General features: G+C 71.8%; 15 protein-coding genes. 5 read left to right on the forward strand and 10 right to left on the reverse strand.

Features of this window, described 5'->3' with window-relative positions; genetic code table 11:
* Positions 1–6 precede the first annotated feature (6 nt).
* Positions 7–1,701: an acyl-CoA dehydrogenase family protein gene (locus GRQ65_RS13880; RefSeq protein ID WP_160878574.1), complete on the reverse strand. Its 1,695-nt coding sequence runs from the start codon at positions 1,699–1,701 to the stop codon at positions 7–9.
* Positions 1,702–1,718: 17 nt separating this feature from the next.
* On the opposite strand from GRQ65_RS13880, the gene GRQ65_RS13885 reads away from it, so the two are divergent.
* A complete protein-coding gene (locus GRQ65_RS13885; RefSeq protein ID WP_160878575.1) occupies positions 1,719–2,741 on the forward strand; it encodes a YihY/virulence factor BrkB family protein in 1,023 nt (340 codons plus the stop codon).
* A gap of 33 nt (positions 2,742–2,774) precedes the next feature.
* Entirely contained in the window at positions 2,775–3,863 is a 1,089-nt protein-coding gene (locus GRQ65_RS13890) for a potassium channel family protein (protein ID WP_337191727.1), read from the forward strand.
* Positions 3,864–4,281: 418 nt separating this feature from the next.
* Here the strand turns inward: GRQ65_RS13890 and GRQ65_RS13895 are convergent, their stop codons facing one another.
* The gene (locus GRQ65_RS13895; protein WP_160878576.1) at positions 4,282–4,530 is read right to left on the reverse strand and encodes a DUF3263 domain-containing protein; all 249 of its coding nucleotides are present in this window, start codon (positions 4,528–4,530) and stop codon (positions 4,282–4,284) included.
* Between the two features lie 297 nt (positions 4,531–4,827).
* On the opposite strand from GRQ65_RS13895, the gene GRQ65_RS13900 reads away from it, so the two are divergent.
* Positions 4,828–5,679: a glycosyltransferase family 2 protein gene (locus tag GRQ65_RS13900; protein ID WP_202388095.1), complete on the forward strand. Its 852-nt coding sequence runs from the start codon at positions 4,828–4,830 to the stop codon at positions 5,677–5,679.
* A gap of 78 nt (positions 5,680–5,757) precedes the next feature.
* On the opposite strand, the gene GRQ65_RS13905 is transcribed toward GRQ65_RS13900, so the two are convergent.
* The 3 genes from GRQ65_RS13905 to GRQ65_RS13915 all read right to left on the reverse strand — a co-directional run bounded on the left by GRQ65_RS13905 (position 5,758) and on the right by GRQ65_RS13915 (position 9,050).
* On the reverse strand, positions 5,758–6,465 hold the full coding sequence (locus tag GRQ65_RS13905) for a response regulator (protein ID WP_160878578.1): 708 nt from the start codon (positions 6,463–6,465) through the stop codon (positions 5,758–5,760).
* Between the two features lie 196 nt (positions 6,466–6,661).
* On the reverse strand, positions 6,662–7,702 hold the full coding sequence (locus tag GRQ65_RS13910; RefSeq protein WP_160878579.1) for a CNNM domain-containing protein: 1,041 nt from the start codon (positions 7,700–7,702) through the stop codon (positions 6,662–6,664).
* Positions 7,695–9,050 (reverse strand): CNNM domain-containing protein, encoded by a 1,356-nt coding sequence (locus tag GRQ65_RS13915; RefSeq protein ID WP_160878580.1) that lies wholly within the window; start codon positions 9,048–9,050, stop codon positions 7,695–7,697. The genes GRQ65_RS13910 and GRQ65_RS13915 overlap by 8 nt, the downstream gene beginning before the upstream one ends.
* A 233-nt stretch (positions 9,051–9,283) precedes the next feature.
* Here GRQ65_RS13915 and GRQ65_RS13920 point away from each other — a divergent pair, with 233 nt between their 5' ends.
* Both GRQ65_RS13920 and GRQ65_RS13925 read left to right on the forward strand, forming a co-directional pair.
* Positions 9,284–9,661: an STAS domain-containing protein gene (locus tag GRQ65_RS13920; protein ID WP_237448263.1), complete on the forward strand. Its 378-nt coding sequence runs from the start codon at positions 9,284–9,286 to the stop codon at positions 9,659–9,661.
* Between the two features lie 123 nt (positions 9,662–9,784).
* Positions 9,785–12,106, forward strand: a complete 2,322-nt coding sequence (locus GRQ65_RS13925; protein WP_202388096.1) for a sulfatase-like hydrolase/transferase — start codon at positions 9,785–9,787, stop codon at positions 12,104–12,106.
* Positions 12,107–12,213: 107 nt separating this feature from the next.
* Here the strand turns inward: GRQ65_RS13925 and GRQ65_RS13930 are convergent, their stop codons facing one another.
* The 5 genes from GRQ65_RS13930 to GRQ65_RS13950 form a co-directional block, all read right to left on the reverse strand.
* Positions 12,214–12,735: an Hsp20 family protein gene (locus tag GRQ65_RS13930; RefSeq protein WP_202388097.1), complete on the reverse strand. Its 522-nt coding sequence runs from the start codon at positions 12,733–12,735 to the stop codon at positions 12,214–12,216.
* The gene (locus GRQ65_RS13935; protein ID WP_160878581.1) at positions 12,732–13,667 is read right to left on the reverse strand and encodes a glycine betaine ABC transporter substrate-binding protein; all 936 of its coding nucleotides are present in this window, start codon (positions 13,665–13,667) and stop codon (positions 12,732–12,734) included. Before GRQ65_RS13935 ends, GRQ65_RS13930 begins: the two co-directional genes overlap by 4 nt.
* A complete protein-coding gene (locus GRQ65_RS13940; protein ID WP_160878582.1) occupies positions 13,664–15,235 on the reverse strand; it encodes a BCCT family transporter in 1,572 nt (523 codons plus the stop codon). Before GRQ65_RS13940 ends, GRQ65_RS13935 begins: the two co-directional genes overlap by 4 nt.
* 305 nt (positions 15,236–15,540) lie before the next feature.
* Complete coding sequence (locus GRQ65_RS13945) at positions 15,541–15,816, reverse strand: DUF202 domain-containing protein (protein WP_160878583.1); 276 nt, start codon at positions 15,814–15,816, stop codon at positions 15,541–15,543.
* Entirely contained in the window at positions 15,813–16,184 is a 372-nt protein-coding gene (locus tag GRQ65_RS13950) for a DUF202 domain-containing protein (protein ID WP_160878584.1), read from the reverse strand. The genes GRQ65_RS13945 and GRQ65_RS13950 overlap by 4 nt, the downstream gene beginning before the upstream one ends.
* Positions 16,185–16,214 lie beyond the last annotated feature (30 nt).

Below are 16,214 nucleotides of genomic sequence, written 5' to 3' on the forward strand. Positions count from 1 at the left end.
TGGACCTCAGGCCGGGGTCGGGGTGGTTCGCTCGACGATCCCGCGCAGGTCGCCGCCGGCCAGCGCGCCGAACGTGCCGTCGTACGACGACCCGAGGCGCGAGGCGCAGAAGACGTCGGCCACCTCGGCCGGAGCGAACCGCACCAGCAGCGAGCCCTGGAGCACCGCGGCCATTCGGCCGGCGAGGCGGCGCGCCTGCACCTCGAGCTGGTCGGGGTCACCGAGCAGGGTGCCGAGCAGACCCAGCGTGTCGTCGACGGCCCGGTCCAGGCGGGCGTCGCCGCCGCGGGCCAGACCGACCTCGGTGATCCAGGCGTCGAGCGCCTCGGGCTCGCGGCCGAGGGCTCGCAGCACGTCGAGCGCGTTGACGTTGCCCGAGCCCTCCCACACCGAGTTGAGCGGCGCCTCGCGGTAGAGCAGCGGCATCGTCGACTCCTCGACGTAGCCGTTGCCGCCCAGGCACTCCAGGGCCTCCGCGGTCATCGCGGGGGTGCGCTTGCAGACCCAGAACTTCGCCAGCGGCAGCGCCAGGCGTCGCAGCGCCGCCTCGTGCGGATCGTGCAGGCGGTCGACGGCCGCGGCGAGGCGGATCGCGAGCGCGGTGGCGGCCTCGCTCTCGACCGCCAGGTCGGCGACGACGTTGCGCATCAGCGGCTTGTCGGCGAGCAGCGAGCCGAACGCCGAGCGGTGCGCGACGTGCCAGGCGGCCTCGGAGACCGCGCGTCGCATCAGCGAGGCGGAGCCGAGGACGCAGTCGAGGCGCGTGGCGGCCACCATCTCGATGATGGTGCGGACCCCGCGGCCCTCGTCACCCAGCCGGATCGCCACCGTGCCGTCGAACTCCAGCTCGGAGGAGGCGTTGGAGCGGTTGCCGAGCTTGTCCTTGAGGCGCACGACGTCGAGCGGGTTGCGGGTGCCGTCGGGGAGCACCCGCGGCACGACGAAGCACGTCACCCCGCCCTCGGTCTGCGCCAGCACCAGGAAGACGTCGTTCATCGGGGCCGAGGTGAACCACTTGTGCCCGTGCAGGGTGTAGGTGCCGTCCGACTGCGGCACGGCCCGCGTGACGTTGGCCCGCACGTCGGAGCCGCCCTGCTTCTCGGTCATCCCCATCCCGCACAGCGCGCCGCGCTTGTCCTGGACCGGGCGCAGCCCGGGGTCGTACGCCGTCGAGGCGAGCAGCGGCGTCCACTCCTTGGCCAGCGCGTCGTCGGCGCGCAGGGCGGGCACGGCGGCGTAGGTCATCGAGACCGGGCAGCCGTGCCCGGGCTCGGTGTGGGACCACGCCATGAACCCGGCCGCGCGCCGTACGTGGGCGTGCGCGTCGCCGTCGGCCTGTCGCTCCCAGGCCGCGGCCGCGAGGCCGTGACCGACGGCGCGTTCCATCAGCCAGTGCCAGGACGGGTGGAACTCGACCTCGTCGACGCGGTGGCCGTAGCGGTCGTAGGCCCGCAGCTGCGGGTGGTGCTCGTTGGCCAGGCGTCCGTGCTCGCGCGCCTCGGCGCTGCCGGCCTCGCGGCCGAGGTCGTGCAGCCCGTCGAGGGTCTCGGTCGAGCCGTGGCGCACGACGGCCTCGCTGAGAGCGAGGTCGGCGCCGACGACGTCGTGGCCCACCAGGGGCGGGGCCTGGTTGAGCACCTCGCGGCGAGACGCCGTGCGACGACCGTCACCGCTGCTGCTTGCGGCGTTCTGCGGAGCCATGGACCTACCGTAGGTCCATGGTCGCGGAGCGGGAGTCCCTCGACCGCCGCGCCGGTCTCAGCGCCGGTCTCAGCGCTGATCGGAGCGCTGATCCCCGGGTCGAGCCCTCGCTGACCCGCGGGCAGCTGCGCGGCCGGGCCCTCGCCGTCGGGCTCCAGCTGCGCGGCAGTCGCGCCGGGTCGGTGCTCTGGCGGCTCGTGGTGAGCACCGTGAGCTCGTGCCTGCGCTACCGCGTGACCGGCCTCGCCGCGGAGGCGGCGTTCTTCGCGGTGCTGTCCGTGCCGCCGCTGCTCTTCGCCCTCGCGGGCGCCATCGGCTACGTCACCAGCCAGTTCGACCCCGGTCAGGTGATGCAGATGCGCGACGGCATCCTCGACCTGTCGGGGCGCTTCCTGACCGAGCGCGCGGTGGACAAGGTGATCGAGCCGACGCTGGACGACGTGCTGCGCGGCGGTCGCTTCGACGTCATCTCGGTGGGCTTCGTGCTCGCCCTCTGGTCGGGCTCGCGCGCCCTCAACGTCTTCATCGACACCATCACGATCATGCACGGGCTCGGCGGCGACCGCGGGATCGTCAAGACGCGGGCGCTGGCCTTCGTGCTCTACGTGCTCGCGCTCGTCACCGGCACGGCGGCGCTGCCGCTCATGCTCGCTGGTCCACGCCTGGTCCGCGACGCGCTGCCCGACCGCTTCGACGTGCTGCTCGTCTTCTACTGGCCCGTGATCGCCGTCGTCTGCATCTGCTTCTTGGCCACGCTCTACCACCTCTCGGTCCCGGTGCGGACCCGCTGGCGGTTCAACCTGCCCGGGGCGGTCTTCTCGCTGGTGGCGTGGATCGTCGGCAGCTACGTCCTGCGCTGGGTGCTGACCGAGACGGCGGCCGGATCGCGCTCGGTCTACGGACCGCTGGCGGCGCCGATCGCGGTGCTGCTGTGGCTCTACGTGGTGGCGATCGCCGTGCTCATCGGCGCGGCGGTCAACGCGGCGTTCGACCAGGTGCTCGCCGGTGAGCGGGCAGCCTCGCGCGCGGGGCGCGAGTGAGACGACCGGGTGAGATGACCTAGGTTGGCGCCCGTGGTCGACGCGAGCGCTCCGTCCCGCGCAGGACGGGTCTCCCTGCCCGAGCGGACGCGCTCGCCGTGGTGGGAGCTGACCCGGCGCCTGCTCCTGGCGCTGTCGATCCTCGTCGGCACCGTGGCGCTGGTCTGGTTCGACCGCGACGGCTACGTCGACAACTCCGATCCGGCCAACCGCGTCAGCCTCATCGACGCGCTCTACTACACGACCGTCACGCTCAGCACGACCGGCTACGGCGACATCGCTCCGGCGAGCGACACCGCCCGGCTCGTCAACGCCTTCGTCATCACCCCGGCCCGCATCGCCTTCCTGGTGCTGCTGATCGGCACCACCCTGGAGGTGCTCGCCTCGCAGGGCCGCGAGCAGTTCCGCATCTCCCGCTGGAGGAAGTCCATGGGCCACCACGTGGTCGTCATCGGCTACGGCACCAAGGGCCGCAGCGCCGTCGAGACGCTCGTCAGCAGCGGTCAGGACCGCGAGTCGGTCGTGGTCGTCGACCCGGGCGCGACGGCGCTCGCCGAGGCCCACGCCGACGGCCTGGCCGTCGTGACCGGCGACGCGACCCGCCGCGACGTGCTGCGCCGCGCGGGCGTCGCCGACGCCGACCAGGTCATCATCACGACCAATCGCGACGACTCCAACGTGCTCGCGATCCTCACCGTGCGCCAGCTCAACCCCGACGTCTACATAGTCTCCTCGGCCCGCGAGCACGAGAACGCCCCGCTGATGAAGCAGTCGGGCGCCAACTCGGTGATCACCTCCTCCGACGCCGTCGGCCGGCTGCTCGGCGTCTCGTCGATCTCCCCGACGCTCGGCTCGGTGATGGAGGACCTGCTCAGCTACGGCGAGGGCCTCGAGGTCGCCGAGCGCGACCTGCTGGTCTCGGAGGTGGGCAAGCAGCCGCAGTCGCTGCCCGACCAGGTCATCGCGGTCGTGCGCGACGAGAAGGTCTACCGCTACTTCGACCCGGTGGTCACTCAGCTGGCGCGCGGCGATCGGCTGGTCGTCGTACGTCCGGCCCGCGAGCTGCCCTGGGCGCCGCGGCCCGGCACGCACGACGAGGAGCTGGCCTCCGACGACGACTGAGGCAACGGCTGGGGCCGGGGCGGACGACGTCCGCCGCAAAAGGCCCAGAAATGAGTCGAACCGCTGGAGTCTCGGGTCACCAGCGGTTCAACGAGGTGAACACTAGCGACCCGGTGGGTGCCGCGGAAGTCCCCGCGGCCCCGTGGGGCCGAAATGACCCGAACGGGTCACGTGAACCACCTGTCCCGGTGAGCGAGGGCGGCCGCTGAGTCTCTTCGTCGGTGGTCGAGGAGGGCCGCCGCCCGACGCCTCGGTGGTTGAGGAGGGCCGCTGGCCGGTCCTCCCGGTGGTTGAGGAGGGCCGCTAGGCCTGTCTCGAAACCACATTCGCCGCAGGTGGTTTCGAGACAGGACTTCGTCCTTCCTCAACCACCGGGACCGACCTCCGGGCTCGACCACCGGGGACCGACCTCCGGGGCCTACCTGTGCTGGCGGCGCTCCTGGCGCTGCCGCTGGCGGACGAGCCGCTGGCGCCGGAGGCGGCGGACGAGCAGCGGGTCGAGCTCGAGGGCCTCGGGGTGGTCGAGGAGCGCGTTGAGGGCCTGGTAGTACTCCTGCGGGCTCAGGGCGAGCCGGTCGCGGACGGCGGCGTCCTTGGCGTCGGAGTGCTTCCACCAGGCGCGCTCGAAGGCGAGGACCTCACGGTCGCGCGCGGAGAGGTCGGGCATGGGCTCGATCCTCGCACCGCCACCAGGCCCGTCCGCGCCGGGCCCACTGGTCCAGGCCGGAGAGGTCAGGGTGACCCAGGTCTCGCGCGCCGGTAAAGAGGAAGTGAAACCGGGCTCCCGGACTCAACGATCCGTCAACATCTTCACCGGGCTCACACGTCCGAAAAGGGCCTCTGACCTGCGACGAAAGGGTGTCTGTTACCTCTGCGTAGCACTTGGAGAGGACACCCCAGCGGGCATACGTTCTCCACATCGGCTGGACCGTGGGGGACCAGTCAGCACATGGGGGTAACACACATGACGCAGCACTTCGCCGGTCTCGAGCGCAACACCCGCGACCCGCTCATCAGCATCGTCGTCCCGGCGCTCAACGAGGCGCTCAACCTGTCGGTGGTCCTGCCGCAGCTGCCGAAGGTCCACGAGGTCATCCTCGTCGACGGCGGCTCGGTCGACGGCACCGTCATGGCCGCCCGCCGCGCGCTGCCCGACGTCATCACGGTGCTGCAGGCCCGTCGCGGCAAGGGCAACGCCCTGGCCGCCGGCTTCGCCCGGGTGACCGGCGACATCGTGGTGATGTTCGACGCCGACGGCTCCGCCGACCCCGCCGAGATCAGCCGCTTCGTCGAGACCCTCAAGAGCGGTTCCGACTTCGCCAAGGGCTCGCGGTTCACGGCCGGTGGTGGCTCCGCCGACATCACGCCGCTGCGCAACCTCGGCAACAAGTTCCTCAACGGCGTCTTCAACCTCGGCTGGCGCACGCGCTACACCGACCTCTGCTACGGCTACAACGCGTTCTGGGCCGACATGATCCCGCTGCTCGACCTGCCCGACCACCGCACCGCGGCGCCTGCCAACGGCAAGATGGTGTGGGGCGACGGCTTCGAGATCGAGACCCTCATCAACTGCCGCTTCGCCGCTGCCGGCGTCTCGATCGCGGAGGTCCCCTCGGTCGAGAAGCTGCGGATGTTCGGCGAGACCAACCTGCGCACCTTCCAGGACGGCTTCCGGGTCCTCAAGACCCTGATGACCGAGTGGCGTCGCACCCGCTCGATCCGCCGGATGGAGCGCAAGCTCGCTCGTCCCGCGGTCGCCAAGGCCTCGTCGAGCGCGTCGGGCACCTCGAGCACCTCGAGCCGCTTCGCCGCCTGAGGCAGTCCTCTCCCACGCCTTCCACGGCCCGTCCCCGACCCGGGGGCGGGCCGTGTGGCGTCTCCAGGGTGCGCGCGATCAGGGCTCGAGGGTGTAGCCCAACCCGCTGGTGGTGAGCAGGTGGCGCGGGTGCGCGGGGTCCGCCTCGAGCTTGCGCCGCAGCTGGGCGGTGTAGACGCGCAGGTAGTGGTGCTCGCCGACGTACGCCGGCCCCCACACCTCCCGCAGCAGCTGCTCGCGGGTCACGAGCCGGCCGAGGTTGCGCGTGAGCAGCTCGAGGAGGGCCCACTCGGTGGGCGTCAGTCGCACCTCGGCCTCACCGCGCTGCACCCGCTTGCGGGCCAGGTCGATGCTGAGGTCGCCGACCCGGACCTGGGCCACGGTGGGCTCGGGCGCGGCGGCCCGTCGTACGGCGGCACGCAGGCGCGCCATCAGCTCGTCCATCGCGAACGGCTTCGTGACGTAGTCGTCGGCGCCGAGGTCGAGCGCACCGATCTTGTCCTCGCCGTCGTGGCGGGCCGAGAGCACGACGATCGGCACGCTGGTCCACCCGCGGAGCCCCGAGATGACCTCGGTGCCGTCGAGGTCGGGCAGACCGAGGTCGAGCACGACGACGTCGGGGTGACCCGTCGCGGCCGTGTCGAGGGCCGAGCGCGCGTCGGGGGCGGTGAGGACCTCCCACCCGTGCGCCCGCAGGTTGATCGCGAGCGCCCGGGACAGGGCGGGCTCGTCCTCCACGACGAGGACCCGTCCGGGGCTCACCGGCGGGGCTCCAGGCGAGGGCACCGGCCCATCCTGCCCGGGGGCCGGGCCGCGTCCGACCCCGGGCGCCGTCGCTGGTCTGGACCGGGCCGCCGTTCACCCCTACCGGTGAGTAACGCCGTGAGCGCCGTCACGTTGTTCCTGACAGTACGACGCCCCTCGACCACCGCCCCCCGAGTCGAGGGGCGTCGTGCTGTCCCGCGTGGGACCTGGGGTCCGCTCAGCGACTCGACGTGGCGTCCTGGACCTCACCGACCAGCACCTCGAGCACGTCCTCGAGGAAGAGCAGCCCCGTGGTGGCGCCGGTGTCCTCGTCGACGACCCGGGCGATCTGGTCACCGTGCTCGCGCATGCGGCGCATGGCGTCCTCGAGCTCGGTGCGGCGCGAGAGCGAGACGAGACGGCGCAGCCGCTTGGCCGGGATGGGCTCGTCGAAGGCGTCGTCGAGGTCCATCGCGTCCTTGACGTGGAGGTACGCCGACGGGTCGCCGCCGCCGTCCTGCACGACGTAGCGCGAGAAGCCGTGGGTGGCGGCCGCCTGGTGGACCTCTCGCGGGGTCGCCTCGTGGGGGAGCAGGACCACCTCGTCGAGCGGGACCTCCTCGTCGCCGACGCGCTTGTCGGTGAACTCGAAGGCGCCGGCCAGGGTGCCCGAGTGGTCGGTCAGCGTCCCCTCGCGCTGCGACTGCTCGACGATGCCGGCGACCTCCTCGAGGGTGAAGGTGCTGTTGGCCTCGTCCTTCGGCTCGATGCCGGCGAGGCGCACCACGGTGTTGGCGACCCAGTTGAGTCCCGCGATCACCGGGCGGAAGATCCGGGAGACGAGCACCAGCGGGGGAGCCAGCACCAGCGCGGCGCGGTCGGGCACGGAGAAGGCGGTGTTCTTGGGCACCATCTCGCCGAAGACCACGTGCAGGAAGGTCACGAGCACCAGCGCCACGGCGAACGCCAGCACGCTGATCAGCTCCGGTGACATCGCGGTCGCGCCGAGCGGGATCTCGAGCAGGTGGTGGATCGCCGGCTCCGAGACGGTGAGGATCAGCAGCGAGCAGACGGTGATGCCGAGCTGGCTCGTGGCCAGCATCAAGGTGGCGTGCTCCATCGCGTAGAGCGTCGTGCGCGCGGCCCGGCTGCCCGCCTCGGCGCGGGGCTCGATCTGCGAGCGGCGGGCCGAGATGACCGCGAACTCCGCGCCGACGAAGAAGGCGTTGCCGATCAGCAGCACGACGAGCCAGACCAGGCCCCAGACGTACTCATCCACGGACGGCCTCCTCGTGCTCGTCGGAGACGGTCTCCGAGGCGGTCTCGGAGGCAGGGTCGGTCACCGGGATGTGGCGCAGCCGCACGATGCGCTGGCCGTCGACCCGCTCGACCCGCAGGACGCCGTGGTCGAGGTCGATCTCGTCACCGACCTCCGGCATCCGCTCCAGACGGTCCAGCACGTAGCCGGCGACCGTGTCCCACTCCTCCGACTCGGGTACGACGACACCGGCGCGGTCGAGCACCTCGTCGGGCCGCAGCTGGGCGTCGAAGACGACCGAGCGCCCCCGGCGCACGACGTCGGGGCGGGTCCGGTCGAACTCGTCCTCGAGCTCGCCCACGATCTCCTCGACGAGGTCCTCGAGGGTCACGATGCCCGCCGTGCCGCCGTACTCGTCGGTGACGACGGCCAGCTGCAGCCCCTCGGCCCGCAGCTGGGTCAGCAGCGTCTCGGCTCCGGTGGTCTCCGAGACCCGGGCAGGCGGGCTCATCAGCGTCTCCACAGAGGTGGTCGTCCGGGCCTCGGGAGCGACGGCCCAGGCCTGCTTGACGTGCACGACGCCGACGACGTCGTCGGGGCCCTGGTCGACCACGGGCATCCGGGAGTGACCGCTGGCCAGCGACGTCGCCACGACGTCGGCGGCGACGGCACTCACCGGGACGCTCGTCATCTGCACGCGGGGGGTCATCACGTCCTCGGCGTCGAGGGAGGAGAAGCGCAGCGTGCGGTCGAGCAGCGTGGCGTCGTGGGCCTCGAGGAGGCCGGCCTGGGCCGAGTGCCGCACCAGCGAGGTCAGCTCCTCGGCCGAGCGAGCCCCGCTGAGCTCCTCCTGCGGCTCGATGCCCAGCGAGCGGATGACCCGGTTGGCGGTGCCGTTGAGCACCACGACCAGCGGCTTGAAGACGGTGGTGAAGCCGACCTGGAACGGCACGACCAGCTTGGCGGTCTGGCGGGGGACGGCGAGCGCGAAGTTCTTCGGCACCAGCTCGCCGATGATCATCGAGAACAGCGTCGCGAGCAGCACGCCCACGACGCCGCCTACGGCTCGCCCGGCCCCGCCCTCGAGCCCGAGACCCGCGAGCGGCGTCTCCAGCAGCGAGCTGACCGCCGGCTCGAACGTGTAGCCCGTGAGCAGCGTCGTCAGCGTGATGCCGAGCTGTGCGCTCGACAGGTGCGTCGAGGTGATCCGCAGCGCGCCGATCGTCGGGCCGAGCCGCTTCTCGCCGCGGTCGCGACGGCCCTCAAGGTCGTGCCGGTCGAGGTTGACCAGCGCGAACTCCGAGGCCACGAACAGCCCCGTCCCCACGGTCAGGACCAGTCCGATCCCGACCATCACCCACTCGTTCACGTGCCCCACCTCCTGCTCACCGTTACCCCGCCGGCCGGCGGGTCGGGTTCAGGAGGGCGCGTACTTCGAGGGGGAGCGTCGCGACGGCGCGCTCGTCTGCGTGATGACCTCACGTGCGGGACCAACGGACGGGCGCTGACAGGAGTTCCACAGCTGCGCCGTTCGCCCGCGCGAGCGCGCCGCGCGGCGTACGCTCGAGTGGCCACATCCGACCCGCGTCTGCCGAGGACCCATTGACCAGCCCGACCGAGACCTGGACCAGCGACGGATTCGAGGTCTCGCTGAGCCGCCACGGCGGCGTCGACGTGGTCGCGGTCCGCGGGGAGATCGACGTGGCCACCTCGCCCAAGCTGCGCGCGGTCGTGACCGACCCAGAGGTGTGCGTCCAGCCCAGCCTGGTCGTGGACCTGACGGCGGTGGAGTTCCTCGACTCGACCGCGATCGGGGTGCTGATCGCGGCCCGGCGCCGCTCGGGCGCCGACGGTCGCCGCTTCGCCATCGTCTGCCCGCCGGGCCAGGCCCGCCGGGTGATCGACATGGTCGCGCTGCCCGGCCTGATCGACGTCTTCGAGGCGCTCCCCGAGGCGCTCTCGGTCCTCGAGCTGGTCTGAGCCCACCCCTCGCAGGCCTCGCGTCTCGCCCCGCGCGTCGCGTTGCGCGAGACGCACCGAAAGGCCCACGCTGTCGTCAGCGCGGCACCGGGCCGCGACCTCACCGAGGGGAGCAGCTGAGCCGTGCCCGACCTGACACCGAACAGGGGCGGTCGCGACCGCTCCCGGCTGCCCCTCGACGTCGACACCACGCAGCGGCCCATCGCCCCCGTCGCGGCGCCCGAGGGGGCGCCGCACGTGGTCGTCATCCTGGTCGACGACATGGGCTTCGGCGCGTCCTCGGCGTACGGCGGCCCGTGCGAGATGCCGACGGCCGAGCGCCTGTCGGACGACGGGCTGCGCTACAGCCGCTTCCACGTCACCTCGCTGTGCTCGCCGACGCGGCAGGCGCTGCTGACCGGGCGCAACCACCACTCGGTGGGCATGGGCGTGACGAGCGAGATGTCGACCCCCGAGCCCGGCTACCACGGCTACCGCCCGGCCAGCGCCGGCACCGTCGGCCAGATCCTGGGCGGCAACGGCTACAGCACCGCGGCCTTCGGCAAGTGGCACCAGACGCCGCCGGTCGAGGTCAGCACCGCGGGCCCGTTCCACCGCTGGCCGATCGGGGAGGGGTTCGACTTCTTCTACGGCTTCATGGGCGCCGAGATGAACCACTGGTACCCCCAGCTCTACCAGGGCCGGCACCCGATCGAGCCCGCCAAGCTCCCCGAGGAGGGCTACCACCTCACCGAGGACCTGGTCGACCGGGCGATCGACTGGGTGACCAACCAGCAGGCGATCACGCCGGACCGGCCGTTCTTCACCTACCTGGCCCTCGGGGCCACGCACGCGCCGTTCCACGTGGCGCCGGAGTGGCGCGAGAAGTACGCCGGCCGCTTCGACGCCGGCTGGGACGCCCAGCGCGAGGCGACCCTGGCCCGGCAGAAGGAGCTCGGCATCGTGCCCGAGGACGCCGAGCTCGCGCCGTGGGCCGAGGGCGTCCCGCACTGGGACGAGCTCGACGAGACCGAGCGACGCGTCGCGGCACGGTTCATGGAGACCTACGCCGGCTTCGCCGAGCACGCCGACGTCCAGGTCGGCCGGTTCGTCGACGCGCTGGAGGAGCTCGGCGTCCTCGACGACACGCTGATCTTCTACCTGCTCGGCGACAACGGCGCCTCCGGCGAGGGCGGACCCCGCGGGACCATGCGCGAGCACCTCGTCGGCCACGGCATCCAGGACGACACCGCGGACATGGCGGCGCGGCTCGACTCCCTGGGCGACCCCACGACGTACCCGATCTATCCCGTGGGCTGGGCGCTGGCGATGAACACGCCCTACCCCTGGACCAAGCAGATCGCCTCCCACCTGGGCGGCACCCGCGACGGCATGGTGGTGCGCTGGGGCAACGGCATCGAGGCGCGAGGCGAGATCCGCCACCAGTGGCACCACGTCATCGACGTGCTGCCGACGATCCTCGAGGCGACCGGACTGCCCGAGCCGGTGAGCGTCGACGGCACGCCGCAGCAGCCGATCGAGGGCACGAGCCTGCGCTACACCTTCGACGACGCGGGCGCGGCCGACCGCCGCACGACGCAGTACTTCGAGATGATCGGCAACCGCGGCGTCTACCACGAGGGGTGGCTGGCCGGCACCCGGCACGGGGTGCCGTGGGAGATGGTCGACTCGAGCCGGCCCTTCGAGGACGACGTCTGGGAGCTCTACGACCTCGACACCGACTGGACGCAGGCGCGCGACCTCGCCGAGCAGCACCCCGAGCGGCTGCGCGCCCTGCGTGCGCGCTTCGAGGTCGAGGCGGCGCGCTACAAGGTGCTGCCGCTCGACGACCGCGTCACCGAGCGCGAGAACCCCGAGGTCGCGGGCCGTCTCGACCTCCACGTCGGACGTACCTCGATGAGCTTCGGCCCCCGGGTCGGTCGGCTCACCGAGGAGGCGGCACCCAACGTCAAGAACCGCTCCCACGTCGTGACCGCCGACCTCGAGGTCGTCACCGGCACCGACGGCGTCGTCGTCGCCCAGGGCGGGCGCTTCGGCGGCTGGTCGCTCTACCTCGTCGGCGGCGTGCCGACCTACGCCTACAACTTCGTGGGCCGCGACCTCACCGTCGTACGCGCGTCGGGCCCGCTCGAGCCCGGTCGCCACGACCTCGTCGTGCGCTTCGACTACGACGGCGGCCCGCCCGGCAGCGGCGCCTCGGTGGCGCTCGAGGTGGACGGCGAGACGATCGGGTCGGGTCGCATTCCGGTGACGACGGCCTACTACTTCGCCTTCGACGAGACCTTCAACGTCGGCGTCGACCGCGGCAGCCCGGTCGTCGACGACTACCGCCCCGTGCACAACGAGTTCCAGGGGCTCATCCACCGCGTCCGCTTCGACCTCGGCCCCGTCGGCGAGCCGCCCTCGGAGGAGCTGCGCGCCCGGGCGCACTACACGCACCAGTAGGTGGGCGGACGTGGTTTCGAGACGGTCGTTGCACGACCTCCTCAACCGGCGTGCCGGCGGTTGAGGAAGGCCGCTAGGCCTGTCTCGAAACCACTCTCGGGAGCCGGTCAGCCGAGCCGGCGCGTGGTGGCCGCGCCCGAGCGGTCGGTGAGGCTGATCCGGGTGCGGTCGGTGGGGGAGACGCCGTCACGCACGGTGATCTCGACCAGGCCGTCGTCGAACGCCGCCTCGATCTGCTCGGCGCGGGTGCCCTCGGGCAGCGTGATGACGCGGCGGAACTCGCCGTAGAAGCGCTCGTGGATGAGGAACTCCGCGTCGGCGTCGTCGCCGGAGCGGCGGGTGCCGGAGATCGTGAGCACCCCGTGGCTGAAGCCGAGCTCGACGTCATCGGGGTCGACGCCGGCGAGCTCGACGCGGATGACGAGATCCTCGCCGCGGGCGAGGATGTCGGTGGCCGGCACCCACGCCGAGGCGTGGGTGCGCTCCCCGGTGTCGGCCTCGCCCCGACCGTGCAGACCGACGGTGCGCATGCGCGCCATCTCGCTGAAGAAGTCGGTGACGCCCTCGAAGGGGTTGCGGCGGTCCGGCACGGGTGGCTCCATCGACGGGTCGGGGGTGGGGGCGGTCACGAGCGCAGCGGACGGTCGAGCCCGCGGCTGCGCAGGAACTCACGGGCGACGGTCTCGTCGCTGGTGCCCTCGAGCACCTCGGCGTTGAGCCGGACCATCGTCTGCTCGTCGAGGGTGGCGTTGACGGCGTTGACGACGTCCATGAACGCCGTCGCGTCGACCCGCTCGAGGTCGTCGGCACCGACGACCATGACGACGTTCTGCGAGCCGAACAGCAGCTCCGGGTCGTCCAGGATGCGGTAGTCGCCGCCGTCGAGCTGCGGGTCGGTGGTGAAGGCGTCAACGGCCTGGGCCTCGCCGGAGTCGAGCGCGGCGTACTGCGTGCCGAGATCGAGCGGCAGGAAGTCGACGTCGGTGAGGCCGTAGACGTCGCTCAGTCCTGCGAGGCCCAGCGTGAGGTCCTCGAACTCCGGCCGTCCACCGAACCTCAGCCCCTCGACGCCCGCGAGGTCGCCGATCTCGGTGAGGTCGTTGTCGTCGGCGAAGGTCGTGGTGGTGGCGACGGCGTCCTTGTTCTGGAACGGCGTCATCTCGCTCATCACCATGTCCTGGCCGGCGTAGAACTCCTCCGCCGCGGCGTACGTCGCCTCGGGGTCGAGACCGCTGACCTCCTGGCCGGCGACCACCGAGAGCACCGTGCCGGTGTAGGCGACGTAGCCGTCGATCGTGCCGTCCTGCAGCTCTTGGTCGAGCTCCTCGGCCGGGCCGACGCCCTTGCGCAGGTCGACGGCGTAGCCGTTGACGGCCAGCGCCTGGCGCCACAGCTCGCCGAGCACCCGCGCCTCGGGGAACTCCTGGGTGCCGAGCGTGACCCGCAGCGCCGCGCCCTGCGGCTGCTGGGAGGCCCCGGTCTCGTCGTTGGGCTCGCCGCAGGCGCCGAGGAGCACCGCGGCGATCGCAGCCGCGCCCGCCAGCGTCGTACGACGCCTCACCGCTCGGCCTCGGCGCCGGCCTCGACCTGCTCCTTGATGATGCGCTCACCGCTGGTGGGCGAGTGGTGCTCGGCCCGCGTGTCCTCCCGCATCGCCTTGAGCCAGCACCAGGCGACGCCGATCAGCACGAACGTGAACGGCACGGACCCCAGCACGGCCGCCTGCTGCAGGGCGGTGAGGCCGCCGACGAGGAGCATCGCGCAGGCGATGCCGCCCATGAGCACACCCAGCACGACCACGACGACCTTCGACGGCTCCAGCGAGCCGCGCGAGGCCATCGTCGCCATGACGATCGCCGCGGCGTCGGCGCCCGAGATGAAGAACAGCGCGATGAGCACGACGCAGAGCGCGGAACTCACGACCGGGAACGGGAGCGCATCGAGCGCGGTGAAGAGCGACAGCTCGGGCGTGGCCAGCGAGCCGACGATGTCAGCGGCACCGGAGCGCTGCAGCTCGATGCCGACGCCGCCGGTCACGGCGAACCACAGGAACCCGAAACCGGTCGGCGCCGCGACGACGCCGATGACGAACTCGCGGATCGTGCGCCCGCGCGAGATCCGCGCGACGAACATGCCGACGAAGGGCGCCCACGAGATCCACCACGCCCAGTAGAAGATCGTCCAGCTGGCCATCCACTTCTCGTCGCCCACGCCGGTCTGCAGCGACATCGGGATGACCTGGATGACGTAGTTGCCGATCGACTCGATGCCCTGGCTGATGACCAGCACCGTGGAGCCGCCGACCACGAGGAAGAAGGCGAAGAGCGCGATCGTCGCGAACGAGCCGAGGTTGGCCAGGAAGTTGATGCCCCGCTCGACCCCCGAGGTCGCGGACAGGATGAAGAGCGCCGTGACGACGACGATGATGACCACGGCGACGGCGTTCGACTTGGGCACGTCGAAGAGGTAGTCGAGGCCGCTGTTGAGCTGCAGTCCGTTGAGCCCGAGTGCCGTGGCGGTCCCGAAGAGGGTCGCCACGATCGCGAGCGCGTCGATGAGCCGGCCGATCGGGCGCTGCATGGCGTTCGGCCCGAGCACGGGGGTGAACACTGCGGAGACCTGCACCGGCAGGTTGCGCCGGAACGAGAAGTAGGCCATCGCCCCGCCGAGGATCGCGTACATCGCCCAGCCGTTGAAGCCCCAGTGGAAGTAGGTGTAGCGCAGCGCGACCAGCGCCGCCTCCTCCGAGCGCGGCTCGGCCAGGCCGTGCGGGGGAGCGGACCAGTGGGTGACGGGCTCGGCGACGCCGTAGAAGAGCAGTCCCGCGCCGAGTCCGGCCGCGAACATCATCGAGACCCACGAGAACGTCGAGAACTGCGGTCGCGAGTCGTCGGGACCGAGCCGCAGGCCGCCGTACGGCGAGACGACGAGGAAGAGGCAGAACACCAGCGCAGCGAAGGCGATCAGCACGAAGGCCCAGCCGAAGTTGCCGATCACCCAGTTCAGCGATGTGGCCATCACCGACCCGAGGCTCGCCGGGCCGACCAGACCCCACACCACGAACACCGCGATCAGAGCGGCCGATCCCCAGAACACCGCGGGGTCGACGCCCTTGAGCTGCTTACTCATCCCAACCCCTTACCCAGGTTCGACCACCCTGGGTCGTCAGGGTGGGGGTGTCAACGACCTCGGTGACAGGCGTTGCCGATCGCCGCGCGCTCCGGTGCGACCGGTGGTCGAGGAAGGACGACGTGCTGCCGACCCGGTGGTTGAGGAAGGACGACGTGCTGCCGACCCGGTGGTCGAGGAAGGACGAAGTGCTGCCGACCCGGTGGTTGAGGAAGGACGAGGTGCTGCCGACCCGGTGGTTGAGGAAGGACGAAATGCTGCCGACCCGGTGGTTGAGGAAGAACGAAGTCCTGTCTCGAAACCACTCACCGCAGCCCCACCAGCGCCACGACTGCGAGCACAGCCACCCCGGCGACCATGACCGCCCCGTCCAGTGCCACCAGCTTGGCCGGGCTCAACCACACGAACCCCAGCACCGCGGCGACCGAGGCGAGCACCACCAGCAGCGCCACCCGGTCGTCGCCGGTCGACAGGTGCGCGACGAGCAGCGCGACCGCGACGTAGGACAGCGCCGTGCGCCGCCACGCGAGCTGCGTGCGCTCGACCTGGTCGTCCAGCGGAGGCTGAGCCGGTGGCGTCACAGCACGAGCACCACGAGCCCGGCGGCGACGACGATGAGCACCAGCGCGAACACCGCTAGCGCGCGAGTGCCGGGCAGCGGCTCACGCCGTCGCATCGCCCGCTGCGTCATCGCCCACCGCACCCACGCGACCGCGGCCCCGCCGAGCCCGAGGAGCACGAGCACGACGGCGAGCAGCGTCTGCAGCCCGCGCGGCCCGTCGAGGTCGACGGCGTCCAGCGCGACCCCGCCGGCGAGCAGCGCCATCGACGTGCGCACCCAGGCCAGGAACGTCCGCTCGTTGGCGAGGCTGAACCGCACGTCGGGGTCCTGGCCCCCGCCGTACACCCAGGCCGGCCACGCCGGCCGACCCGCACCCTGGTCGTCCACAGCGTCACTGTGGCAGAGGCGACCGGGCCC

This window comes from Nocardioides flavescens, assembly GCF_009823805.1.
Taxonomy (GTDB): Bacteria; Actinomycetota; Actinomycetes; order Propionibacteriales; family Nocardioidaceae; genus Nocardioides; species Nocardioides flavescens.

Coding starts and splice junctions, on each gene's coding strand:
- GRQ65_RS13880 (WP_160878574.1), bottom strand. CDS start 1,701: ATGGCTCCGCAGAACGCCGCAAGCAGCAGCGGTGACGGTCGTCGCACG.
- GRQ65_RS13885 (WP_160878575.1), top strand. CDS start 1,719: ATGGTCGCGGAGCGGGAGTCCCTCGACCGCCGCGCCGGTCTCAGCGCC.
- GRQ65_RS13895 (WP_160878576.1), bottom strand. CDS start 4,530: ATGCCCGACCTCTCCGCGCGCGACCGTGAGGTCCTCGCCTTCGAGCGC.
- GRQ65_RS13900 (WP_202388095.1), top strand. CDS start 4,828: ATGACGCAGCACTTCGCCGGTCTCGAGCGCAACACCCGCGACCCGCTC.
- GRQ65_RS13940 (WP_160878582.1), bottom strand. CDS start 15,235: ATGAGTAAGCAGCTCAAGGGCGTCGACCCCGCGGTGTTCTGGGGATCG.